A 25,734-nucleotide genomic window follows, 5' to 3' on the forward strand; every position below is an offset into this window, starting at 1 on the left:
CCGATAACTATTTATTATCACTATACAAAGCATTCAAATAAGTATATAATAGCATGATTATTGATAAAGGAGTTATTCATGGATTATAAACATATTTCTACTTTCTTAGACTACTGCAAAACCCATAAACGCTTGAGTTCACATACGATTCGAGCTTACAAAAATGATCTTTTGCAATTTTACAATTCAAATTACAGCAGTGTGGAAACCTATGTTGAACATTTGACGAAATCCAATATTAAATCTAATACATTACGTCGCAAAATTGCTAGTTTGAAGGTGTTTTACAGCTACTTAAAATATCATAATTTAGTTGATGAGAATCCTTTTAATCAATTACGTTATCAATTTAGAACGGAAAAAATATTACCTAAAACGATTCCTTATGATATTTTGAAAAGTATTTTTTCACATCTAGAACAGAAAGTTACCTATTCAAAAACTAAATATCAAAAACAAAAAGCTGAAAGAAATTTGCTAATCATTTCCCTATTGCTTTCAACTGGAATTAGGATTTCCGAACTTTGTCATATTCATCTTAAAAACATTAATCTTTCAAATAGGACTCTCCATATTATGGGAAAAGGCAAGAAAGAACGTATCCTATTTTTAGGAGATCAAATAACATTTAGCTTACTAGAAACATATATAAATAACTACTGCTTTCAACCCAGTGACTACCTATTCTCTGGAAAATATTCTTTCAACCCATTGTCAGAGCAAAGTGTACGTTTAATTCTAAATACCCTTGTTAAACAACATAACTTAACTACACCTATTACCCCCCATATGTTTAGACATAGTTTCGCAACAATGCTTCTAGATAGTGATGTAGATATTCGATACATTCAACAAATTCTTGGACATAGTTCTATCTCAGTCACACAAATCTATACTCATGTATCTCAGTCAAAGCAAAAAGAAATTCTAACTCTGTGTAATCCCATTGCTTCGATTCATTCACAGTCAAAAAAATAGGGCTACCTTCATAGAGGTAACCCTATCCTGAATAGTCAAGTCCAGTATCGTCACGGGCTTTGCCGTTATAGACAAAGGGATTCCCTGTTGTGTCTGTACTTGCCTTGCTTGCCCCATAGAGATGATATCGACTGATCCTTGGCTCATTGTCAACTGTAGTGGGTTGATATAAAGTTACAATCTGGAGAGGACTAAATCGGTTCTCTCCTTTTTAATGTTCAAAGTGATGAGAATTATTCCTATAACCGTCAATTTCTTGTAAACCTTTTCATTTTTTTGTATAATATATTTGAAAAAGGGTGACATAAAGTAGTAATACCCAATTTGTAAAATTAATAAGATGCGCAAGTTTTAATTAATTTGGGCATTTTTGATTACTCCAAAGGGCTGCCATCCGATATTGACTTCATTGACATGAAGGTGTTCATTATACTAAAAAAGCAAAGACGAGGTAATTACTTCGTCTTTGCTTTTTTACGATTTTCCACTATACATATAGTAGAATACTTTTCCTGATAAAATTCTTTTTCTTATATTTTAGTGAACTCCATGCTGAATCACTGAGTCAAACAAGTTCTAAAATCTTGAAATTCTAAAAAATGCCACGTAACCTCATCGTCATCTAAGACTGTCACAGTCTCGCCTTTAAAACAATGTGGGATAGGGACAGTTTTCTTTTGAAATGGATGTAAAACAACCATATCTTCTAATTTATTGTTGAAAATTATATGCAGACAAAGGATGTCATCAATATGATTTTCAACCACTAGATAAGTTTATAACTCTAGATGATTGTACAAACTTGGCGGTTGTGTCATATAGTATTCAAAATTTTTCATCCTTAAACTTCCACTTCCTTCATTGTTCTATAGACTAAAATGATTATCTCAGTTGTAAGTGAGTAGACTAATTTACAAAAGCTGATTTCAACGAGACAATTCGATCACATTGTTTCGCATGGTCTAAATTATGTGTGACGATTAGAATTGTTTTTCCAAACTGATCTCTCAACGACCGAATTAAGTCAAATGATTTTTGAGCCATATCAGGATCCAATGAACCTGTTGGTTCATCTGCCAAGATGATATCACCTGGTTTTAGAATAGCTCTCACGATGGCGATTCTCTGCTGCTCACCTCCAGATAATTCATTGACCTTGCTATCTAGTCTATTTTCCAAACCAACAAACCGCAAGGTTTCTTTAATCTTTTTCTCCTTCTCTTCCTTAGAGAAATTAGTAAAGTTCATAGCAAGCATGAGATTATCTTTTACACTGGATGTAGAGATGAGTGCATTTGATTGAAATAGATAGTTGATAACATTCTTTCGATAGTTAACCGCAGAACGCGAATTCACTTTTGGTAAGATCTTCCCGTTGATTAAAATCTTACCACTATCAATATTATCCAAAAGGCCAATCATATTAAGTAACGTAGATTTTCCAGAACCAGATGGCCCTACTAAAGCTACAAATTCATTTTCCTCAACATCAAAACTTAAGTCTTTTAAAATCTCACGTGACCCAAATTTTTTTGACACACTTTGTACGGAAATCATAGACATTAAATCACCCCTTAAACGATTGTATGAGACTTTCTACTTCTTTACGGAATAGATTGAAGTAAAGAAGTAATAATTGGAAAGCAAATGTAACTAGTGTTAAAACTATTCCCAACTTAGAACCTAGTAAGATAGAAACAAGTAGTTCTATCGCAGAAACACCAACGACAAGAGAAAGAACACCGCTATACCTCTTCCAAGGAGAAAAGCCCATGAAGTATTGTACATACAGTTTTTCTTCGAAAAGCAAGCGATAAATCAAGACAAAACTCCAAAAGATAGCCATCATAGTAAAGACAATAATAGCAATGATACTTCCAAATAGGTAGAAAGTATAGCCGAGATCTTTCTGAAGTCCATTGATATAATTCTTAACCGTTGTAAATTTCAGTGCATTGTCTGATAAATCAGGGAACTCATTTTCTAAAATTGATTTTACCTGATTCATTGTTTCCTTATCACGAACTTTCAAAATTCCGTCATATCCACTCACAGATAGGTTTGCTGATTCCATGAAGTACAAGTTTTCAGGAGCTGCTACAAAAATAACAGGTTCTTCACTAGTTACACCTCGATCGATTGATCTTGACCAAGTAAAAATGGACTTAGATGGCTGATAGGTTCTAAATAAAAATCTTGGATTTTCTGTAAACTTAGTCCCTATATCCCCTGGTTTTACTCGAACAACTTCTTGTAAATAAGCCTTCATGGTTTCAACATCCGCTGAACCTAGAGTATCAGGAATAAGGTACAATCTGGCACCATTACGTATTTCGGATAATTCTTCATTACTTAACTCAACTCCTAGTTCAGATAAGTAATTATAAGAATAGGTTAAATACCAAAATGGTTTTTTAGGAACATTTTGATACGTACCATAGATTGTATCAAGGTATTCTTGCCCGAGATATTCTCCCTGAGCAATATAAACACCTGGAATCTCTGAAATTCGTTGGTAAAAGTGATACATGCTGCTTTCTAATGAATTTGTATTACCAGAGTAGGTTCCTATATCATCCCCTTCTACAAAATCCGAAATAACATACATATTTTCGACACTTTTCCACTCCCTAGCTACTTTGACATTATCAATGAACTGATTCATTGGCGCATCTAAGGAATGACTAACTGCTATTAATAAACCAGCTACTAAAGTATAGAATAACAAACTGGTTGCCATTAATGGTTTCATTGGTAACCGTTTATGAATTGCAGCTAATGGAGAAACCAAATAAACAACAATACTTGGAATAATTAATGTTAGCAATAGTAACAAGATTGAAAGACTTGTACCCGCAAAGACTAACACAAATGATGATAATCCAAAACTAGCCCAACCTGACAAAAACCAAGTTGCTAGTGCGGAAACAGGTGCAATATAAATAGAAAACAGAAGAGAATCCTTGAAGAGGGCAGACCACAACTCCTTCCTATCCCATCCAAGTAGTATCAATGTCCCAAAATGTTTAAAGGATTGTAAAACACATATTAGGAAAAGAACAAGAAGAACCATAGCATTTACTGCAATACTAGCAGCTAAAACGATTGGCACAATTCCCTCAACAGTATTACTGCCAAAACTCTCTCTAATCAAGTCTTCAACAGAAATCCCAGTAATGGATGAGAGATTTGATAAAAACGTTTCTCTTGAGAGGTTGTCCTGAAGACCATTGATATGATATATCCCGTTTATTGTATTTGTTTCTTGAAAAATATGGTCTAACCGATTAATAACAACAGGGGTTGTAAATAACAAGCTCGGTAATTCATAGAGCATATTATCAGTTCCCTTATCAAGTCCAATAGTCAAGTTATTGTCACTATGGGATAATAAATCTGAAATTTGTTGGCGTGATAAAATTATTTTACCACCGTTTGTAAAATCTGAAAAACCTTCAGGATTGCCAAGAACATCTAAATATATTCTATTTATTGAACCATCCCTACTACTATTTGTAGTACGTTTCGTCCAAATAGACAAGTCACTTTGTTCCAAAAAGTATTGGTATACACTTTGCGACTGTTCTTCAGATAATCTTTGAAGATAAACTGTAACTGTCCTAGAATTACGGTTATAACTTTGCCATGCCTCCTCATACTGAACACCTGTAAAAAAAATTGCCATCAGAGCAAGTAGTACGCTCTGAATGGCAATCAAAAACAGGATTAAGTACTTCATTTTACCTAATAACATGTTTTTGTATGTCATAGGCGCTTACCTACAATTCCAGTAACATTGTGCTGTACCACTTCCAATATATCTAGATGCACGTGCTTCAATTCCTGGCCGTTTCCAACCTGAGAAACCTCCGTTAGCACTTGCTGCGTGTTCATACACACCAGATTGAACGTGTGAGTAACTCCAAAGTCCTACTGTACGACCATAGTTCCAATAAACGGCAGAACCTTTATAATAAACTGTTGCGGCAGAAGCGATTGAACCACCTGCACCAGCTAGGGTAAGAGCAAGTAACGATGTTGAAATAATCTTCTTAATTCTTTTCTTCATAACATAGTCTCCATTTCATTTTTGACTAAAACTAACAATTACAACTCTTTTTTAGTAACTTATGACAACTTAGTACATTGGCAACTATCCTTTCTTTGAACTGGTAATACTACCAGCTTATTCATAAAATTTTACAATTCATATTTTAAAATTTTACAGAATATAATTCTCCAGGATCAAAGCCTAAAGGGGCGGGAGCGGGATTTATCGATGGTTTACCAACAATAACTAATAAACCCGCTAATAAAACTGCGACAACAAACTTTTTAGTTGCTTTCTTCATATCTTGCAACCCCTTTCATATTCCTTGATTGTATTCTATCACGCAGAAAATTATTTGTCAATTGTATTTATAAAGATTTTTTTATTTTATTTTTTTATTATGAATATGTTTATTTTAACCGTAGAAATAACTCGTTTCATGAGAGATGTTATAATAAATGCATATAAAAAACAACACAGTAAAGACTGAGTTGTCTATAACAATTATGCTGGGAATGTTTCATTGATAAAACGCTCAAGGTCTAAAGCCATCTTATCATTTCCCTCTAGCAGGTATGCACGCTGCGCTGTTACAAAGTACTGTTTAACGGCATCTTTATGGGCAAAACCTTCACTAACATTCCCAAGTAAACAGTAAAGATTAGCTAAACAGTAGAAACTATTATTTTTGAGACAAATACCAATCGTTTCAAAAGTCTCACTTATCGCTCTCTCTGTTTGCTGGTTTAACCATAGATACCGACAAAAGTTATACCGACATTTAATCAGAATTTCAAGTTCATCAATTGTCCGAACCTTAACACTCTTAAAAAGATTGGTCATGCGATTATAGACTTCTTCAAATTTTGAGAGTTCATCCGTCTGAAAGTAAAAGTGTAATAAACTATTTGAGATATTCAAATATTCCCAATCATATTCGCTATATTTTGACAAAATAGCTTCTAATTTTTTGATCGCTTCATTCTGTTTAAGGTCATGGTTAAACAACACAATAGCCTCTATCCACTGAAGGTATAACTGATCGGAGAGAGGGAGTTTTACTGTCTTCGCAGCTTCTAACTCATAGATATATTTTAGTGAATCATAATCTCGTAAGTCTAAGAATTTCTTAGATACAGCACGAAATTGAGTCAAAAACTCCGATTCGACATGGATATCCTCGTCAAAAAAGTAGTCCATTGATACATTTAGCTTTTTTGCAAGGGCATATATTAAGTCTGAGCCAGGACTATAGTCTGCATCTCGCTCAATTTTACTGATTTGGGCCTGTTCACAGATACCAGCAGCCAATTCAACCTGAGACAAATTCAGTTCTTTTCTCCGACTACGCATTCGGCTCGCCAATAGTTTCCCCATATGGCCACCTCTATTCTATGTAATATTTATCTTTATATCACAAATTATAACATTATGACTTTTATTTTTCAATTATTCATACTCACCTAAAATCAAAAACTAATCCAACTTCTATGAACAATAGTACTGTCCAATGCAAGCTCCTAATCACTTCTTGCAACTTATCAATGACTTCATTGAGAGTTTTAAACATCTTGTTCTTGAACCCTCGCTTCCGAATCTCTGCCCAGACTTGCTCAATCGGATTCATCTCAGGAGTATAAAGTGGAATGAAAGCTAAGTAAAAGCGCGTTTTTCTCTCTAGAAAGGTCGCTAAACAGTCCTTGCTTTTACCTCTGGAAGACACCACAGTATCGAGCTCCCAGTGGCCAAAAGTCTCACGATTCCTGACCTCTTTAGGACGTTTGGCAATCGACGTGCCAATCCTAAATGTCCCACGTGTTTCTTTGGGCTGTCGACTTTTTCCCTTTCGGCGCAGGATGCTTAAATCCAGATCAATCAAACCAGCATAGAGCCAGTTATAGATGGTTTTAAAAGCTACCATTGGCTTTTGTTCAAGCTGATAGCGACCACAAATCTGTTCAGGTGACCAAGAGGCTTTTAACCCCTTCTCAATTTCCTTTTTCAACTTTGGTGTCAAACAAGACTTCCGACCCTTTTGCTTAGCCCTGTGGTCGTACTGTTCCTGTGCTAAGACGGCGTAGTAACCATTTTGGCATCGTCTTAACTCTCTTGAAATGGTAGACTTATGAAAGTCAAGTTTACTTGCAATTTGGCAAGATTTTAAACCTAAATCCAAGTAAGTTTCTATCTTTATTCGGTCGGTTATGGTAAGATGGGAGTAGCTCATAGTTTTTCCTCGGGTTCTGTTTGTGCGGTTACTTACAGTTTACACCAATGAAACGCTATGAGTTTTTTTGTTGCACTATATTTTACAATTTATCATTTGATAAAATCTCAATAAAAAAGACTTAGAATCATGTTAACAATAACATTAATTCCAAATCCTTTTATTATTTATCTTCTAACTATATTTAAGATAGATACTTAAATTATATTACTGTTTTTCAAAAGTTCCGTCTGCCACTCGAAAATCACTGTTAACAGTTTCAATTGAATTAAATTGAATCTTTAAATATTTTACTTCTTTTTCATCTTTTCCAGGTAATTCAGCTTTAGCACTCGCTGCACTAGAAACCTTTAATTTGACGTATTTCCCAGCGATTTTCCAAGTACCATCTCTAGATTCGTCTTTATTATTTGTTACTTCTAGTGTTTTATCGCTATTGAAAACGATAGTTGAATCGTGTTTACTATCATACCAAGTACCAATAATTTGCTTCTCTGGTCCTGAATTTTGATTCAAGAAAAAGAATACCCCACCGGCAACCGCAAGTACTAAAACAACTAAAGCAATAATTTTTTTCATTATTTTTCCTCCTATAAATATCTAAAGATATTTATTATTTTTTTCATATACCTAGTTTCACTAAAATCATTAGTAAAAAATCAAATTTTGAATGATAAACTTTTATTCACTACTACAATAAGAAATACTTAACTACCTTTATTAATTACGATGTTTCCGTGATACTGAAATACCAAAACTACAAAGAACAATTCCCATTGCAAATACTAACCAATTCTCAATTGAACTTGTATTAGGCAAGGCTCTATTTGCACCATATTTAGCTTGATTTCCAGCATAGCTATATACTCGTTCATTAGAAGTACTTTCTGGTATACTCTTTTCTAACGCAGGATTCAGAGAAATCATCTTGTGATCTACTTTATCGTTAAAGACTTCGCTTTGTCTTGTACGAGTATTTAAATAGGCTTCCCTAACTGCTTCATATTGCGCAGTTGCATACAATTGATCTTGTAGAAGTGTTTTAAGTTTAGCTTCCTCTCTTGCTACATTCTCAAGTGCTAAACGGTGCTCTTCAACTGCATTGTCATATGCTTCTTTTGCTTTTTTCAAATATACATCAGCATTTTCAAGATGATCTAAAAGTGTTTCTAAAGCACCTAAGTGAGTATTTAATTTAGAAATTTCATCCTTAATTTGACTTTCTTTAGCTTTTAACTCTTCAACTTTATTCTGACGGTTTCTGAGTTCTGCTTCATCCGTAGCTTTTGCAGCTTTAAGATCTGAAAGTACTTTAAGTTCTTTATCCAATTCTGCACGCGCATCTGCTAAAACTTTTTGTTTTGTTTGAATGTCTGCATTTAGATTTTCAACTGCTGATTGTGCTTTTGCATAACGAGTCTTGGCAGCAACCAATTGTTGAGAAGCTTCATCTAGATTCTTTTGTGCAAGAGGTGTCTTATCTGAAATTGAGTTTAATCTTGCAATCGTTTTACGTGTAGTATTTAAGGCTGCCAAGTGTTTTTCATGAATTTTAGTTACTTCATCTAAATTGTTTCTTGCAGTCTTATCTGTTGCTTTTGCTTTCTCAAGCTCCTCTTTTGCAGTTTCTAATGCTTTTTGCTTAACTTGAAGGTCTGCATTTAAGTTATCCAGAGCTGTTTGGGCTTTGATATATCTTGTTTCAGCTTCTTCTTTTTGTTGTTTCGCATTGTCGTATTTCTTCTGTGCACTTGGAGTTTGATCAGGAACTGACATTAATTCTGCTACAAGTTTTTGAGTTTGTTTCAGATTTTCATTTGAATCTTGATTTTCTAGTTTTGCTTTTTTAAGATCAGATGTAGCTTTTACTTCTGCTGTTGTAGCCTGGTCTAAATTGTCTTTTGCATTTGCTAAAGCTTGACGCTTGCTTTGAATATCAGCATTTAATTGATCAAGTGCATCTTGAGCCTTATTAAATTGGGTTTGTGCTTCATTATAATTTTGTGTAGCGGTTTCCAATTTAGTAGTAGCTGCAGGTGTTTGGTCAGGAGTAGCTTTCAAAGCATCTAATTTTGCTGTCGTTTCTTTGAGAGCATTTGTACTTGAATCATTTTCTGATTTAGCTTTTTCCAAACGTTTCTGTGCAGAATCATTTGCTGTATTTGCTGCAGTCTGTTTAGCTTTTGCAGTTGTTAATTCATCCTCCATTTTTGAAGAATCAAATGGAGTAGCTAGAGGTTTAGCAATCCCTTTATCATAATAGTCGTCAATGAACTTAGAGTGATACTCACCTGTTTGTTCATCTTTGATGTATTCGAAATGGCTAGATTGACCTTTGAATTTGATAAAATGCATTCGACCAACACCACTAGGTGTTAGGCTATTTGCTACCCCGACTGCTTGTATATTTGAAGGAGCTTTTTCTCCAATCATTAACTTCATGTGACCGAAGCTTGCATGAATATCATTGGTAATGAAGCTGATTACCGCATCATATACCTCACGATACAATTGAGACATTCTTACTTTACGAGTTTCTTTGGCCTCTGAGTAGTAAGCTCCGTATCCAAGCAAAGTGTTGTTGAAGTTCATATTTTCTCCAGCCCATGCAATTGAATCTAAACCGTCTTTAGCCAAAGCAGTATAACTGTGACCTGAGCTGTAGGGTTTATTTTCATCAGCATAGGCTTTTGCGATATTTTTAACACCTTGAACAGATTCTTTGGTAACTATAAAATCATGGCTTCCCCAGACTTGGTCTTGCAGATTATTTGCGAGAAGCACATAATATTGACTCAAAGCTTCAATTTGATTCTCGGTTAGGTTATCTAAATCGACAACAGATTCATCAAGGGGTAATACAATATTTTTGTTTGGCCAACCTTTGATAACAATATTTTGGTGTTCGGGAGAATATTCTGTTTCTGGAGTTCCAAAATCATATTTACTACCGGTGAACCATTTTTGAATAACGTCGTTTAATGCATTTTTATTTGCATCTGAGTCATCGGAAAGATAAGCCTTGTAGGCATCAATGACATCCTGAGGCAATTGAGGAATAGTGAGATTTTTAATTGCTGCAATTTGTTTATTGAGCATTTCAACCGCTTGATCAGCCTTCTCTTTATTCTCTTTTGCAGCCTGAGCTGCTGATGTAGCACTCGCTAGTTCATTTGAAGTTTCATTTACTTTTGCCTCTTCTTGATTTTTCTTAGTAGTTAAGGCTGAAATTTCTGAAGCTTTCTTAGCATCATTTTCTTTAGCTGTTTTGAGCTCTTCTTCTGCACCAATCTTACTATTTTGTTTATTTACTAAATCATTTGCTTTGCTATCACGATTTGAGATTGTTTGGGTAAGTTGTGATTCAGAAGCATCAAGATTACTTTGCGCTGAAACCTTATTTTCTTGAGCTTTCTTTAAATTCTCTTGTGCTTGTTTTTGTTTTTCCTCAGCTGATGACAAGTTTGCTTCCGTTTCTTGGCTTTTCTTTATTTGATCTGCTTCAACAGATTTTGCATTTTTTAGTGTAGTAGCTTTTTTATTATCTGCTTCTTTGGCACGATCAAGTTCCTGTTTGGCTGAATTTTCAGTTGCTGCTTTAGCATCTAAATTTTCCTTAGCAGCATCACGTTCTGCTACAATTTCTTCGACGCCGGTACCGTCTAAAACTTTCTGAGCAGTTTCTTTCTCTTTTTGAGCCTTCACTAATGCACTCGCTGCTTCATCTGCAACCTTTTTAGCATCTGCTAATTGTTTAGCAGAAACTTGACTAGCACTAAGTTGCGTTTTTTCATCAGAAGAAGCTTTACTGAGTTCTTCAGCTTTATTTTTGTCTTCGCTAATAGCATTTTCCAAAGCCTTTTTCGCTGCTGATTCTGCTAATTCTTTTTCAGCTACATCACGTTTTGCTTTGTCTCTTTCAGCAATGATTTCCGATGCTCCAGTACCATCAAGATTTTTTTGAGCAGTTGCTACTGCTTCCTCAGCTGTCGAAACTTTCTTTTCTTGCTCTGAAATTTTATATTGATCCTTATTAATAACATCTGATTGCTGATTACGTTCTTCCTCAGCTTCTAGAACTTTATCAGATGCATCTTTTTGTGATGTTTCCTTTTTCTTAATATCAGCTTTTACTTCTGATATTTCATTCTTCGTTTTTTCAATTTTTTCAGGCGTAGCTGATTCTTTATTCGCCTCAGCATTCTTTAAGTCAACATTTGCCTCTGTAACTTTTGTTGCAGCAGTTGCTTCCGAAGCCTTAGCGTTTTCTAATGCACTTTCTTGATTTGAAACCGATTGATCTGTTTCTTCCTTGATTGTTCTTGCTTCTTCTACAACTTCAGAAGTTGGCGTTTTCGTTACGGTTGCAACCCCATTATTAACAAATACTCCGTCTACTTGTTTTATATTTGTAGACGAAGGAGTCGTAGATTCAACACTTAATGTTGACTCATTTGGCTGGGTTGCAGTTACTTCATCCGCTTGTACAACAGAAATTCCCGCAAAAGCTGTAGCTATTGATACTGCAGATACAGTTGCTTTGATCGTTTTCTTTTTCATAATTCCCACCTTTATGATAGAGTATTGAGCAAATTATCACTATATAATTATAAACACCCGAATTATACTACATTTTATCAACTTTGTAAAGTTGTAACCAACCTTTTAAGAACTAGAATATAACCTTCTAAGACTGTAAAATAGTCTTAAGAGGTGAGCAATGTCAGAATTACAAAAGTATATAAGTAAAAGAATACGGATTCTGCGGACACAGTCAGGAATGACACAGGAACAATTAGAAGAAAAAGCAGATCTTGGTACCAATTATGCCTATAAGCTGGAAAATTTAGAGCCCAATATAAAAATTAGTACGCTTGAGAAAATTATTGAAGCATTAAATGTTGATTTGCAAACTTTTTTTGATTTAACACTTAAAGAAGAAAGTACTGACTTAGCACAGCTTATTGACACTATTAAATCTTTACCAGAGTACAAGCAAAGTAAAGTCATTTCAGCTATTAATACAATTATTAACGAGACAAAATAAAAAAGAGTGGAAAAGGATAAGTATAAAAACTATTCCTTTCCCACTCTTTTTGTACGTAAAAATATGGCTATTAGCTATTGGAGCCTGCGATTCTTGGGTAACCAAACGTCATATCGAGCATGTCTACCTCGTAATTCTTGATCAATTCCCAGAAATCTGCAACTGATAACGCTGCAACTGATTCATGCCAATTGAATTTAAAAAACAAATCTAAAAGAAAATTAATTACTTGATGAACTTTGGCTGTCTGTTCTACAGTATCAAATGTAATCAAAATTTTCTCACACAATGGATCAATCAATTCAATTTCAATGCTATCATTTACAAAATTGAATGACACTTCTTGATCTTGGTCATTCAAGATTGAGATATACTGATCCTCTTCAAATGTTGAATAAAACATTCTAATATTGACTTCTTCATTGTAATTAATTAATTCTGAAATATATTGTTGAGTTGAAAAAACTACATACTTTTTATATGTTTTCATTTTGTTTTCCTCCGATTATTATTAAAAAAATATTTTTCATTCGTGAATTTTCACGGTGGCCTTACTCTTTTTAATATTATTATTAAACGATTGTTCTTGAGCATCTGCTACCCCCTTTTTTTAAGAAACAAAAAAAAGACAGTTCACCACTGCCTTTTTTTTCTATACTATTATTATGCCATTTTTTTGTAAAAATAAAAACAACATTTCCATTCCTAAAATAACGATGTTTTTTCTTTTATCTTTATTTTTATAAAAATATGGCATACTATTATTATAAATTAAATTGAATTGAATAAGTAGAGCCATTAGTCATATGGGAGAAAGTTTGTTACCGGACACGGTTAACATACTTATTTCTCATATGCTAGTCATTGCAAAGGAAAAAACTAAGAAAAAAAGAAAGAAAATCTAAATGGTTATTCTCTACTGAATAACATGAAGTAAAGAATAACCATTTAGTAGATAAAAAAGTAAAGAAAAACGTGTTTAAGGTAAAATAAAAAAGTAAAAATGAAAGTAAATACTAAAAAAATAACTAGTTTAGCAAAGTAAAAAAATAATGTAATAAAAAAAGTAAAATAGAAAAGTTTTATAAGCTCGAATAAGCAATGACACCTTTATGATCCTTCCAAACATAGATCACGGTGAGTACTGAAAATCTATCGCAAACATTAAACTTCAAGAGTTAGCCTCGATGGGAAGTATCAAAAGCATACCCAGCTTTTAAAAAAAGGGTGGGAGGCAGTTTAACAATAATATGTAATTATTTTAGAAAGGAATGTATAATGCCAAGAAAAAGGAATTCTCTCAAGCACGATTTATTTATTGCAGCTTCAAAAAATATCACAAACAATCGAACGAGGACAAGCTATAAAAGAGCAATTACTCGATTCACAAAGTGGGCTAAAGAACACAATATTAAGAAAATTTCAGATATTACAGAAGAAGTGATTCAATTATATCAACTAGATCTAAACGATGATCCAAAACAATACTCTGTTGCTACCATTCATACTTATTTAGCACCTGTTTGTAAATCAGTTGATATCAACATGAATCGTATTAGAAAAGACAAGCGTTCTAGTGACAAAATTATCCGAGGTCGTGTAAAATCAAAAAACTCACAAGGTAAACATCAAGAAACAGACTCTCGCTTCTCTCGGCTGGTTAATTTTCAGAGGGCAGTTGGGATTCGTAGATCCGAATTAAAAAAATTAAAAGGAAAAGATATTCGAAAAGATAATAATGGAAATTACTATGTTTTAGTTCAGCGTGGGAAGGGAGGAAAATTTCAACCTCAACTTATTCTTCCTCAGGATGTTCCAGTAGTCCTCGATACCTTTAAAAATAAACAAGAGGATGATTATATCTTTACAGATGTGGAAATGAATAATCTAATCAATCTACATGGGATGCGAGCCCAACATGCAAGAGAGTGTTATTACTTCTACTTGAAGAAACTCCAAGATAATCCTAATTTCAAGGTGAATTTAAAAAATTTTTTAATAGAACGTTGGGAAGTTGGCCACCAAAATTTAAGAAATAAATCATTAAAGAAATTTGAGAAACAAAAAAAAACCTTCATTAATGAACTAAGAGATGAACCCTATAAAATTCGTGGATCAAACTATAAAAAAGCCTTAAATTCAGCCATGCCTACAAAATATAATCGTTTAGCCTTGATGGCGGTCTCGGTCTTCCATCTTTCCCATTGGCGTCTATCTGTTACAGTGACGAACTATATTCTTTAATGTTTCTCATTTTCTACTAAAAAATAAAGAAAAAAAAACGGAAAAAAACAGTTTTTCAGCGTTTTTATGGCATACTTAAAATATGGGTTGTTGTATGGCTAATAGTTTTAACACATTTTACAGACATGGTATAAATTTAAAGGAGAAAAAGATGTCAATTAAAAATCAGTTACAAAGAGAATTCAAAGGTTCAAATTTTGAAATTCGTGAAAAATTAATAACAGATACCTATTTCACTAGCTTTTTAGAATACGTTAGTTCACCTGAATCAATCTCAAAATTAATTGAAGAAGGCTATGCTGATAAAAGAAATCAGTTAGATGAATACATTGATTTTGCACTTTATCATAATTTAATTACTATGCGAAATAGTATTATTCAAGCTACTGATCTTGGTTTAGCTTGGGTGTGGTGGGCATATGCACCAGTTGAAGGCGATGATTGGATTTAGTTTAAAACATCACCATGCTTTCTGCATAAGGTAAAACTAACAAAGGAATTATATAGTCTATTTTGTTGTAGAAAAAAATCCCCGCCAAGATCTAACTTGGCGGGGATTTGGTGGGAAATAACTCCCCTCTTTAAGATTTAAATCACCTTAAGCAATTCTTAACCTTAATATACTAGGCTTTCGCATTCAATTTGCGTTACTCCATTATTTAAGAGTAACTGAAGCTCCAGCTTCTTCCAATTTACCTTTGATTTCTTCAGCTTCAGCAGCTGCAACACCTTCTTTGATGACACCAGGTGCACCATCAACAAGTTCTTTAGCTTCTTTAAGACCAAGACCAGTGATTTCACGCACAACTTTGATAACGCCGACTTTCTTGTCGCCTGCAGATGTCAATTCGATATCGAATGAATCTTTAGCAGCACCTGCGTCAGCAGCACCAGCTGCAGCAACAGCTACAGGAGCAGCTGCAGTTACACCAAATTCTTCTTCGATAGCTTTTACAAGGTCGTTCAATTCAAGGATTGAAGCTTCTTTAATTTCAGCAATAATGTTTTCAATGTTCAATGCCATTGTTATTTCCTCCAAATAAGTTTTAATTTTATGTTTTTATTTTTTGTAGCTAGGCTACGCTGCGTAGCTTAAGATTAAGCTGCGTCTTCTTTGTTGTCTGCAACCGCTTTGACTGCAAGAGCAACGTTGCGCACTGGCGCTTGAAGTACAGAAAGGAGCATAGAAAGAAGTCCTTCGCGGTTTGGAAGAGTTGCAAGTGCAAGAATCTCTTCTTTAGATGCGACAGCGCCTTCGATTGCACCACCTTTGATTTCAAGTGCTTCAGCGTCTTTTGCAAAATCGTTCAAGATTTTCGCAGGTGCGATAACATCTTCGTTAGAAAATGCTACTGCAGAAGGTCCAACGAATACAGATGCAAGATCTTCAAGACCAGCTTTTTCAGCTGCACGACGCAAGATTGAGTTTTTGATAACTTTAAACTCAACTTCGCTTCCGCGAAGGTTGCGACGGAGAACTGTATCTTGCTCAACTGTCAAACCGCGAGAATCTACAACGACGATTGATGCAGCAGCTTTCATTTTTTCAGCTACCACGTCAACAAGTTCCGCTTTTTTAGCAATAATTGCTTCACTCATTAGTGTGTTCACCTCCGTAATTATTTTGCTTGGGGAATTTTTCCAAAAGAAAAACGCGCCCAAACCTAGACACGAAAGTACAATACGCTTCTTTTAATTGATACGTTTTGTCCTCGGTAGGATCTTTATGAGTCGAGCTCCCCTACTGTCTTAGGCAGTTTTTTCAAACCGTAGATTAGTTTATCATATATAAAAAAAGAATGCAAGTACTTTTGCAAACTTTTTTTATATTTTTTAATCGTTATAAAGACTCTTGATATTATTCAACCAAGCATAGGCTAGTCCCATTAGAACTCCTCCTCCTACCCAGTTGGCAAAGAAAGTCACGCAATAATGTCGTAAAATATTTAAAAACTCAAAATGCGGTAATTGGCTAGATACTGAATTAAAGCTCAATAATGAGAAGGAAGCAAAGTTTGCAGCCAAGTGTTCATTGGTCATAAAGACAAACATATAAATAGCAGAGAGGGCTAAGAGCACCTTGGCTGTTTCATCTTTGAAATATAAATAAGAAAGAATAGCAATATTTACAAAGATATTGGCAATAACCCCTTCAAAGAAAACCACTTGATTGCTTCGTTGGAGTTTATTTTCTGCCACCGTAGCTAGGAATCCTTTTGGATCGATATGAGCAAAGGCTGTGGTTTGATTGAAAAGAAAAGCTACGATTAAAGCACCAATTAAATTAAAGAAGGTACAATAAAGTAAAATCTCCAAAGCTTTCTTCCAGTGAATTTTCTTTAGATAGGTTCCCGCCGTCAAATACATCATATTTGAGGTAGTTAATTCCGCATTTAAGAATAAGAGGTAAACCAACCCCCAGGCAAAGATGAATGGAAATAGGAAACGACCCGTTCCAGGTACAAAGCTATTTAATAAGTCAGCTGCAACTGCTCAGACCGCCGTACTTAAAGTAAGAAATCCTCCTGCAAAAATAGAGCGAACTGCATAGCGAGTCTTAGATTTCTGATAAAGGTCCTCTTTCTTATTACACGCCGCTCCCACTTTTTGAATAAAATTAGATTCAGACATACTATTCTCCTTATATAATGTTTGTGAATAAACTCATTATATCATAGACAAAAAAGTTTGAAAAGGTTTTCAGGAAGAATTCTTAAATTCACAATATATACGTTTTAAATCATACACAAAGAAATAATAAAAAAAAACAGGCATTTGCCTGCTTTTCTTTTTTAATAGTTTAAACGGTTCGCCCAAGCGATATCCAAATTCAAGATTTCTTGCGAAGTGAACTGTTGACGATATGGATTGTATACCGAACCAGTGATACCACCCTGAACATTTGGTGAATCATATTGAGTCAAATTATAGGTTTCAATGATATTATTGAGCTTTGCGTAGTAGCTAGTATCTGTTGCATAAACACCTGTCAAAGCTGCTGTTGCGTCTTGATAACTTGATGTGTTACTCTTCCAAGCACCTGCAAAATGTCCCTGTTTCAAAACTGCTACATAGTCTTGCAATGATTCATAGTAAGATGGGTATGAACGGAAAGCATCATTAATCGTATACGCGTTTCCAGCACCATCATCTTCCCAAGTTTGCATCACTGCAGATTGCCCAGCATAACTTCCTTTAATTCCAAAAAGGTTGTAATGTGGATAAGAAGCCAAACCAGACTGTCCTGATCCACTTTCCAAGATCGCTTGTGCAATCATAACGGAAGCATAAAGATCATTCTCTTGACCAAGCTGACGAGCTGACTCACCAATTTGTGAGATGAAAGCTTCAGTTGGGTCTGAGTATGCTTGGTAAGTTCCATCATTAGCACCAACTGATGTTACGTGCTCGCTCATAGCAGCAGCAAATGTCCCCACTGCTAATACAGAAACGAACAAACCAAATAATTTCGTTTTATTCCGTATTTTCTTTTTCATAATACAATTTATCTCCAATAAATTTTTTATCATCTTTTATCTTTATAGAGATTATACCATATAAATAGAAGAAAACAAAGCCACTTATATTACACTTGTATTACAATTGCGAGATATATCCAAAACAAAAATGACATTTTTATGTCATTTCAATTTATTTCGTAAAACGCATTTTCCAAAATAGCATCCCATGACTTCTCTAGTCCTTCCTTGGTTACCGAAGAAAAGACAATAAAAGTATCTGCTGGATCAAAATCCAGTTTTTTCTTAATGATAGATTCATGTTTGTTCCATTTTCCACGTGGAATCTTATCTGCCTTGGTCGCTACTAAGATCACAGGGATCTCATAATATTTTAAGAATTCATACATCTGAACATCATCTGCAGAAGGTTCATGACGAAAATCGACTAGACTAACCACTGCTTTTAAGTTCTCACGACTGGTGAGGTATTCTTCAATCATCCGTCCCCACTTCTCGCGCTCTTTTTTAGAGACACGTGCATAGCCATAACCTGGTACGTCAACCAAACGGAGTTTATCATCGATATTGAAGAAATTTAGCAATTGGGTTTTTCCTGGTTTCCCAGATGTTCTGGCCAGGTTCTTTCGATTTAAGAGAGTATTAATAAAAGAAGACTTGCCGACATTTGATCGACCGGCAAGTGCAACTTCTGGAATCTCATCTTGAGGATAATGACTCTTATTCGCAGCGCTTAAGAGGATATCCGCATTATGTGTGTTAATTTCCATATTTTATCTTTCTAGGCTGTTTCAAGAATTGGTTTTTCAGTTCCATCTACAGCTTCTTTTGTGATTCGGACAAGTTTGACATCTTCTTGACTTGGAATTTCAAACATGACATCCATCATCGTTTCTTCGATAATCGAGCGAAGACCACGAGCTCCTGTTTTTCTTTCGATGGCTTTATTGGCAATCTCTTGAAGAGCTTCATCATCAAATTCCAATTCAACATTATCATAAGAGAGCAAGGTTTGGTATTGTTTTACCAAGGCATTGCGTGGCTCTTTCAAGATACGGACAAGGTCGTCAACTGTTAATTGTTCAAGAGCAGCAAAGACTGGAAGACGTCCGATCAATTCAGGGATAATCCCGAATTTTTGAATATCTTCTGCAACAATTTCTTGCATGTAAGAGCTGGATTCATCAATGGCTTTATTGTTTTTACCGAAACCGATGACTTTTTCACCAAGACGTTGCTTAACAATTTCTTCGATCCCGTCAAAAGCCCCACCTACGATGAATAGAATATTCTTGGTATCCACTTGGATCATCTCTTGTTGAGGGTGTTTACGTCCCCCTTGTGGTGGTACACTAGCAACAGTTCCTTCGATAATTTTCAAGAGTGCTTGTTGCACTCCTTCACCGGAAACGTCACGAGTAATAGAGACATTTTCACTTTTCTTAGCAATCTTATCGATTTCATCGACATAAATAATGCCACGTTCTGCACGCTCAATATTGAAATCTGCTGCCTGAAGAAGTTTTAAGAGAATATTTTCAACGTCTTCACCCACATAACCGGCTTCAGTTAAGGCTGTTGCATCTGCAATAGCAAATGGAACATTCAGGCTACGAGCCAAGGTTTGGGCCAAGAAGGTCTTTCCTGAACCAGTAGGTCCAATCATGAGGATGTTTGATTTTTGCAATTCAACATCCGTCTCATCTTCGCGTGTATCGTGAAAGTTAATGCGTTTGTAGTGGTTGTATACCGCTACTGCAAGGGCACGTTTAGCCCGATCTTGACCGATGACGTAGTGGTTCAAAATATTGAGCAATTCGATTGGTTTTGGAACCTCACTAAGGTCAGCAAGTACTTCTTCAGCAAGCTCCTCGCGGATGATTTCTTGAGCTAACTCTACACATTCATTACAGATAAACGCATTGTTTCCTGCAATGATTTTTTGGACTTCATCTTGACTCTTTCCGCAAAATGAGCAATAAACCATCATATCATTGTTTTGATTCGTTGGCATGTATTTCCTCTTTCTGTCACTTTCTGTTTGTATTTAGTTTAAAATAAGGTCATGTAAAAGGCGTGAATAGAATTCACAAGATTGGTAAAAGCATTTAGTAAGAATAAAATAGCGAGGCCGAACCGTTTTTTACGAAAGGTTTGTAAGGCGCAAATCAAACAGATGACACATAGGACAGCTGTAAAAAAACCAAAGACACTTCGCTCCATTAGTCTAAATCCTTTCTCTTATAATAGTTGACCGTAAAATCATATGGATTTTTCTCATCTTTCAGATGGGGAACTTGACGGACTCTTTCATAGTGACTCTCTTCAAATTTTGGTGCCAAAGCATCTCCATCAATATCTGCATGAATCATGGTCTGGATCAACTCTTCTAACTGATCAGAGAAAAGTCTTAAAATCTGACTCCCCCCAATAATGTAAAGATTCTTCTCTTGGTTCTGATACCACTCTAAGACTTCTTCCTTGCTGTGCATGACGAGTACAGCATCATTTTCAGGATCATAAGTCTGATCTTGCGTTAAGATAATGCTAGTCCGACCTGGTAGAACCCGTTTTTTCATACCATCAAAGGTCACTCTTCCCATAAGAATTGCTTGTCCCATGGTCGTTTCTTTGAAATGCTGAAGCTCAGCTGGCAGATGCCAAGGCATGACTTGGTCCTTTCCAATAATGCCATTTTCAGTTTGAGCCCAGATACCAATAATCTTTTTCATTCTCTCGTCCTTTACACTGATACTTCTATTTTATCAAATTTTCTTATAAAAGACTGATTTCAACTATCTAGTTTGGAGGATATTTTTTCAAATACAAACAGAAAAAACCGCGAAATTTTCGCGGTTTTTCTTAGCCACAAGTTAGCTTAGTCTTCTTTATTGCGTTTTGCAAATCCAAACAATGAGAGACCTGCTAAAGCACTAAAGATTGCAAGACCAGCAGTAGAAGATTCTTTTGTTCCTGTATTTGGAAGTTGTGCAGTAGGATTTTGTGGATCGATATACTTCACTTCTTCTTTCGTTTCTGGAACGACAGGAATCGTTCGCTCTTCTGGTTTTGGTTGTGGTTGCGGTTGTGGTTGCGGTTGTGGAGTAGGCTGTGGTTGTGGCTCTGGTGTCGGAGTTGGATCCGGCGTTGGAGTTGGTGTCACAGTCTTCTTGTAGATATGTTGTGTATTTCCATCTTTATCTACAACAGTCTTCACGAAGTCATAACCTGGGATATCTTTCTTCGGTTGTTCCCCATCTTCTGTAGGGTTACCTGGGATAGGATTACCATTTTCGTCTACGTATGAAGTTGTAACTTTTTCATAGACGTGTTCAGTATCACCATTTGGCAATTTCTTCGTTTCCACAAAGCGGTAACCTGGAATTTCAGCTTTTGGCTCTTCTCCATCAACTGTAGGGTATCCTGGGATTTCCTTACCTTCTTTATCAACAAATTTAGTGATTGGAAGAACAGTTGGTGTGTATGTTGCAAAAGCTTTTGTTCCGTTCACATCTTCACGAACCACTGTCACTGCTGGTGCAGTACCAGTAAATTCAGGTTCTGGAGTGAAGGTTACAGTTCCATCTGCTGCCACTGTGTAAGTACCAACACCTGGAATTGTCTTCGTAGTTGAACCATCATCAAAGGTTGCTGGAACCTTGTCGTTCATTGGAACACGGCTATCACCTTCTGTGAAGACTGGTTTACCTGTTTGGGTTTGTCCCTTCTTACCAATTGAAGTAACTGGTTCTGCTGTTGGTGCAACTGGTGTTACAGTTGGTGTGTATGTTGCAGTAACTGGAGTACCGTTCTTATCAACACGTTTCACTGTTACGCCTGTACCTGTTCCTGTGAATGATTTCTCTGGTACGAAGGTTACTGTTCCGTCTGGAGCAACTGTGTAAGTTCCTTCACCTGGAATAACCTTAGTTGTTGAGCCATCTTCAAAGGTTGCTGGAACTTCATCATCCATTGGCACACTTGGGTTACCAGGTGTGAAGGTTGGTTTACCAGTTTGAGTTTGACCTTGGATGTCTTTAGAAGTTGCAGGTTCTGCTGTTGGAGTCACAGGAGTTACAGTTGGTGTGTATGTTGCAGAAGCTTTTGTTCCGTTCACATCTTCACGAACCACTGTCACTGCTGGTGCAGTTCCGACGAATGATTTTTCTGGTACGAATGTAACTGTTCCGTCTGCTGCTACTGTGTAAGTACCAACACCTTCAACTGTCTTCGTAGTTGAACCATCGTCAAATGTTGCTGGAACTTTATCGTTCATCGGCACACGGCTGTCACCTTCTGTGAAGCTTGGTTTACCTGTTTGTGTAGCACCTTGTACATCAGTAGATACTGCTGGAGTACCAGTTGGTGTTACTGGCGTTACAGTTGGTGTGTACATAGCTTTCACAACTGTACCATTCTTATCTTGGCGTTGCACCACGATACCTGCTACAGTTCCGACAAATGATTTCTCTGGTACATAGGTTACAGTTCCGTCTGGAGCAACTGTGTATGTACCTTCACCTGGAACAACCTTAGTAGTTGAGCCATCAACAAATGTTGCAGGTACATCATTATCCATTGGTACTGCAGGATTTCCTTCAGTGAAGCTTGGTTTGCCTGTTTGAGTTGCACCTTGGATATCAGTTGATGTAGCTGGTTCAGCTGTTGGAACTACCGGAGTGATGAATGGTGTGTACGTTGTACGTGCATAGGTACCATTTGCATCTTCCATTGAAACGCCTACAGGAAGAACTTCACCTGAGTAAGCTTTGTTAGTTGGAGTGAAGATCACTTCACCTTTCTCTTTATCTACTGTGAAGATACCGATGATATCTCCTGCAGGTGAGAAGGCATCCAATTGATCAGTTGGGTTACCAGAATCATCGTAAAGTTTCAAGGTTGAAGGGTTCATTGGGGCAATTGGGTCCCCTTCTGTGAAGGTTGGTTTGCCTGTTTGAACAATTCCTTGAGGTGCTTCTGATTTAGCTGGTTCTGCTGTTGGAGTAATTGGAGTTACAGTTGGTGTGTAAGTTGCAGAAGCTTTGGTTCCGTTCTTATCTTCACGAACCACTGTCACTGCTGGTGCTTCACCAACAAAGCGTGGGTCTGGTCTGAAGGTCACAGTTCCATCAGCTGCTACTGTGTAGATACCAACAGTCGGAATTTCCTTAGTAGTTGAACCATCTTCAAAGGTTGCAGGAACTGCAGCGTTCATAGGAACATTTTCGTGACCAGCTGTGAAGGTTGGTTTACCTGTTTGGGTTTGACCTTGCTTGTTAGTTGAAGTCGCTGGCTCAGCAGTTGGGGTTACTGGTGTTACAGTTGGTGTGTAGGTTGCAGTAACTGGTGTACCGTTCTTATCAACACGTTTCACTGTTACGCCTGTACCTGTTCCTGTGAATGTTTTTTCTGGTACGAAGGTTACAGTTCCATCTGGAGCAACTGTGTAAGTTCCTTCCCCTGGAATGGTCTTCGTAGTTGAACCATCTTCAAAGGTTGCTGGCACATCATCATCCATTGGGATTGCAGGGTTACCAGGTGTGAAGCTTGGTGTACCTGTTTGTGTTTTACCTTGGATATCTGTAGATGTTGCAGGTTCAGCAGTTGGGACAACTGGAGTGATCTTCGGTGTGTAAGTTGTTTCAGCAACTGTTCCGTTTGTATCTTTACCTTGAACCTTAACTGGAACCACATCACCTGAGTAAGATTTATCAGTTGGTGTGAAGGTTACAAGGCCTGTTTCTTTATCAACAGTGAAAGTACCGATTTCTTTACCTTCTGGTGATTTAGCAACTACAGATTCTGCTGGTTGACCATTTTTATCAAGAAGAGTAATAGTATCTTTGTCAATTGGTGCAACTGGGTCACCTTCGGTGAAGGTCACAGTTCCAGTTTGAACCACACCTTGAGGTGCTTCTGATTCAGCTGGAGTTGCTGTTGGGGTTACTGGTGTCACAGTTGGTGTGTACTTAGCAGTAACTGGAGTACCGTTCTTATCGACACGTTTAACCGTTACGCCTGTACCTTCTCCAGTGAATGATTTTTCTGGAACAAATGTTACAGTTCCGTCTGGAGCTACTGTGTAAGTTCCTTCACCAGGAACGGTCTTCGTAGTTGAGCCATCTTCAAATGTTGCAGGTGTATCATCATCCATTGGAACATTTGGATTACCTGGTGTGAAGGTTGGTGTACCTGTTTGAGTTTGACCTTGTTTGTCAGTAGATGTTGTATCTTCTGCAGTTGGTGTTACTGGTGTTACGGTTGGTGTATAAGTTGCAGAAGCTTTTGTTCCGTTCTTATCTTCACGAACCACTGTTACAGCTGGTGCAGTTCCGACGAATGATTTTTCTGGTACAAATGTAACAGTACCGTCTGCTGCTACTGTGTAAGTACCAACACCGTCTACAGTCTTAGTCGTTGAGCCATCGTCAAATGTTGCTGGAACATCATCGTTCATTGGCACACGGCTATCGCCTTCAGTAAATACAGGTTTACCAGTTTGTGTAGCACCTTGGATATCTGTCGTTTCAACTGGTGTTGCAGTTGGTGTTACTGGTGTCACAGTTGGTGTGTACTTCGCTGTGATTTCAGTACCGTTCTTATCCACGCGTTTCACTGTTACACCTGAAGCGGTTCCAGTGAATGATTTTTCAGGAACGAAGGTTACTGTTCCATCTGGAGCAACTGTGTAAGTTCCTTCACCATCGACAGTCTTCGTAGTTGAGCCATCTTCGAAGGTAGCTGGAGTATCTTCATCGATTGGAACATTTGGATTTCCTTCGGTGAAGGTTGGTTTACCAGATTGTGTTTGACCTTGGATATCTGTCGATGTTGCATCTTCAGAAGTTGGGACAACTGGAGTAATCTTCGGTGTGTAAGTTGTTTCTACTGTTGTTCCATTAGTATCAGCTGCTTGAACCTTAACTGGAACTACATCACCTGAATAAGATTTATCTGTTGGTGTGAAAGTAACTACACCCGTGTCTTTATCAACTGTGTATGTACCGATTACATCACCTGCTGGTGATTTCGCTTCTACTGATGCGGCTGGTTGACCATTTTCATCAAGAAGAGTAATGGTATTCTTGTCGATTGGCGCTACTTCATCACCTTCAGTAAAGGTTACAGTTCCAGTTTGAACCAAACCTTGAGGTCCAGTAGATTCAGCTGGTGTTGCAGTTGGAGTTACTGGAGTTACGGTTGGTGTGTAAGTTGCAGAAGCTTTGGTTCCGTTCTTATCTTCACGAACAACCGTTACGGCTGGTGCTTTACCTGTGAATGATTTTTCAGGCACAAAGGTTACAGTTCCGTCTGCTGCTACTGTGTAAGTACCAACACCGTCTACAGTCTTAGTCGTTGAACCATCGTCAAATGTTGCTGGAACATCATCGTTCATTGGCACACGGCTATCGCCTTCAGTAAATTCAGGCTTACCTGTTTGGGTTTGACCTTGTTTACCTGTTGTTTCAACTGGTGTAGCTGTCGGTGTGACTGGAGTCACAGTTGGTGTATAAGTCGCAGAGGCTTTAGTTCCGTTCTTATCTTCACGAACAACCGTCACTGCTGGCGCTTTACCTGTGAATGATTTTTCTGGTACAAATGTAACAGTACCGTCTGCTGCTACTGTGTAGGTACCAACACCGTCTACAGTCTTAGTCGTTGAACCATCGTCAAATGTTGCTGGAACATCATCGTTCATTGGCACACG

19 protein-coding genes, 2 pseudogenes and 1 other annotated feature are annotated in these 25,734 nt (G+C 36.7%); of the genes and pseudogenes, 4 read left to right on the top strand and 17 right to left on the bottom strand.

What is annotated here, in order from left to right:
* Positions 1–78 precede the first annotated feature (78 nt).
* Complete coding sequence (locus tag H7T92_RS01675; RefSeq protein ID WP_070505413.1) at positions 79–978, top strand: tyrosine-type recombinase/integrase; 900 nt, start codon at positions 79–81, stop codon at positions 976–978.
* Positions 979–1,884: 906 nt separating this feature from the next.
* Here the strand turns inward: H7T92_RS01675 and H7T92_RS01680 are convergent.
* From H7T92_RS01680 to H7T92_RS01720, 8 genes and pseudogenes are all read right to left on the bottom strand, one after another.
* Positions 1,885–2,541, bottom strand: coding sequence for an ABC transporter ATP-binding protein (locus H7T92_RS01680; RefSeq protein WP_023919382.1), 657 nt, complete (start codon positions 2,539–2,541; stop codon positions 1,885–1,887).
* Positions 2,542–2,545: 4 nt separating this feature from the next.
* Positions 2,546–4,747: an ABC transporter permease gene (locus tag H7T92_RS01685; RefSeq protein ID WP_023919384.1), complete on the bottom strand. Its 2,202-nt coding sequence runs from the start codon at positions 4,745–4,747 to the stop codon at positions 2,546–2,548.
* Between the two features lie 6 nt (positions 4,748–4,753).
* Positions 4,754–5,047: a hypothetical protein gene (locus tag H7T92_RS01690; RefSeq protein WP_023919386.1), complete on the bottom strand. Its 294-nt coding sequence runs from the start codon at positions 5,045–5,047 to the stop codon at positions 4,754–4,756.
* A gap of 145 nt (positions 5,048–5,192) precedes the next feature.
* Positions 5,193–5,330, bottom strand: coding sequence for a hypothetical protein (locus H7T92_RS01695; protein ID WP_155167719.1), 138 nt, complete (start codon positions 5,328–5,330; stop codon positions 5,193–5,195).
* Positions 5,331–5,533: 203 nt separating this feature from the next.
* Positions 5,534–6,406, bottom strand: coding sequence for a helix-turn-helix domain-containing protein (locus H7T92_RS01700; protein WP_023919388.1), 873 nt, complete (start codon positions 6,404–6,406; stop codon positions 5,534–5,536).
* A gap of 92 nt (positions 6,407–6,498) precedes the next feature.
* Positions 6,499–7,256, bottom strand: a pseudogene (locus H7T92_RS01710) (IS30 family transposase).
* A gap of 207 nt (positions 7,257–7,463) precedes the next feature.
* Entirely contained in the window at positions 7,464–7,835 is a 372-nt protein-coding gene (locus H7T92_RS01715; protein WP_003004846.1) for a hypothetical protein, read from the bottom strand.
* 141 nt (positions 7,836–7,976) lie between these two features.
* Entirely contained in the window at positions 7,977–11,816 is a 3,840-nt protein-coding gene (locus H7T92_RS01720) for an SEC10/PgrA surface exclusion domain-containing protein (protein WP_201036817.1), read from the bottom strand.
* A gap of 160 nt (positions 11,817–11,976) precedes the next feature.
* On the opposite strand from H7T92_RS01720, the gene H7T92_RS01725 reads away from it, so the two are divergent.
* Positions 11,977–12,303, top strand: coding sequence for a helix-turn-helix domain-containing protein (locus H7T92_RS01725; RefSeq protein WP_201036818.1), 327 nt, complete (start codon positions 11,977–11,979; stop codon positions 12,301–12,303).
* Positions 12,304–12,373: 70 nt separating this feature from the next.
* Here H7T92_RS01725 and H7T92_RS01730 read toward each other — a convergent pair whose 3' ends face one another.
* Positions 12,374–12,793 carry a hypothetical protein gene (locus H7T92_RS01730; protein WP_201036819.1) on the bottom strand — a complete coding sequence of 140 codons (420 nt, stop codon included), beginning with the start codon at positions 12,791–12,793 and terminating at the stop codon, positions 12,374–12,376.
* A gap of 788 nt (positions 12,794–13,581) precedes the next feature.
* Between H7T92_RS01730 and H7T92_RS01735 the strand changes: the two genes are divergently transcribed.
* Together H7T92_RS01735 and H7T92_RS01740 are read left to right on the top strand one after the other, a co-directional pair.
* On the top strand, positions 13,582–14,547 hold the full coding sequence (locus H7T92_RS01735; protein ID WP_195189989.1) for a phage integrase N-terminal SAM-like domain-containing protein: 966 nt from the start codon (positions 13,582–13,584) through the stop codon (positions 14,545–14,547).
* Between the two features lie 151 nt (positions 14,548–14,698).
* The gene (locus H7T92_RS01740; protein WP_003004863.1) at positions 14,699–14,998 is read left to right on the top strand and encodes a hypothetical protein; all 300 of its coding nucleotides are present in this window, start codon (positions 14,699–14,701) and stop codon (positions 14,996–14,998) included.
* Between the two features lie 204 nt (positions 14,999–15,202).
* Here H7T92_RS01740 and rplL read toward each other — a convergent pair whose 3' ends face one another.
* The 8 genes and pseudogenes from rplL to H7T92_RS10385 form a co-directional block, all read right to left on the bottom strand.
* Positions 15,203–15,571, bottom strand: coding sequence for a 50S ribosomal protein L7/L12 (gene rplL, locus H7T92_RS01745; protein ID WP_003001622.1), 369 nt, complete (start codon positions 15,569–15,571; stop codon positions 15,203–15,205).
* Between the two features lie 74 nt (positions 15,572–15,645).
* Complete coding sequence (rplJ, locus tag H7T92_RS01750; protein ID WP_003001722.1) at positions 15,646–16,146, bottom strand: 50S ribosomal protein L10; 501 nt, start codon at positions 16,144–16,146, stop codon at positions 15,646–15,648.
* Between the two features lie 38 nt (positions 16,147–16,184).
* Positions 16,185–16,319, bottom strand: a sequence feature (ribosomal protein L10 leader region).
* Between the two features lie 61 nt (positions 16,320–16,380).
* A pseudogene (locus tag H7T92_RS01755) lies at positions 16,381–17,178 on the bottom strand (formate/nitrite transporter family protein).
* A 161-nt stretch (positions 17,179–17,339) separates the two neighbouring features.
* Positions 17,340–18,044, bottom strand: a complete 705-nt coding sequence (locus H7T92_RS01760; RefSeq protein WP_024055610.1) for a glucosaminidase domain-containing protein — start codon at positions 18,042–18,044, stop codon at positions 17,340–17,342.
* A gap of 149 nt (positions 18,045–18,193) precedes the next feature.
* Positions 18,194–18,796, bottom strand: coding sequence for a ribosome biogenesis GTP-binding protein YihA/YsxC (yihA, locus tag H7T92_RS01765; RefSeq protein WP_070662235.1), 603 nt, complete (start codon positions 18,794–18,796; stop codon positions 18,194–18,196).
* An 11-nt stretch (positions 18,797–18,807) separates the two neighbouring features.
* Positions 18,808–20,040 carry an ATP-dependent Clp protease ATP-binding subunit ClpX gene (clpX, locus tag H7T92_RS01770; protein WP_003001797.1) on the bottom strand — a complete coding sequence of 411 codons (1,233 nt, stop codon included), beginning with the start codon at positions 20,038–20,040 and terminating at the stop codon, positions 18,808–18,810.
* A gap of 208 nt (positions 20,041–20,248) precedes the next feature.
* Positions 20,249–20,758: a dihydrofolate reductase gene (locus H7T92_RS01775; RefSeq protein ID WP_049493015.1), complete on the bottom strand. Its 510-nt coding sequence runs from the start codon at positions 20,756–20,758 to the stop codon at positions 20,249–20,251.
* A gap of 146 nt (positions 20,759–20,904) precedes the next feature.
* Positions 20,905–25,734 (bottom strand): LPXTG cell wall anchor domain-containing protein (locus tag H7T92_RS10385; RefSeq protein ID WP_260314251.1); only part of this gene is annotated, 4,830 nt, incomplete at its 5' end.

The organism is Streptococcus parasanguinis (assembly GCF_016648855.1).
GTDB lineage: Bacteria > Bacillota > Bacilli > Lactobacillales > Streptococcaceae > Streptococcus > Streptococcus parasanguinis_L.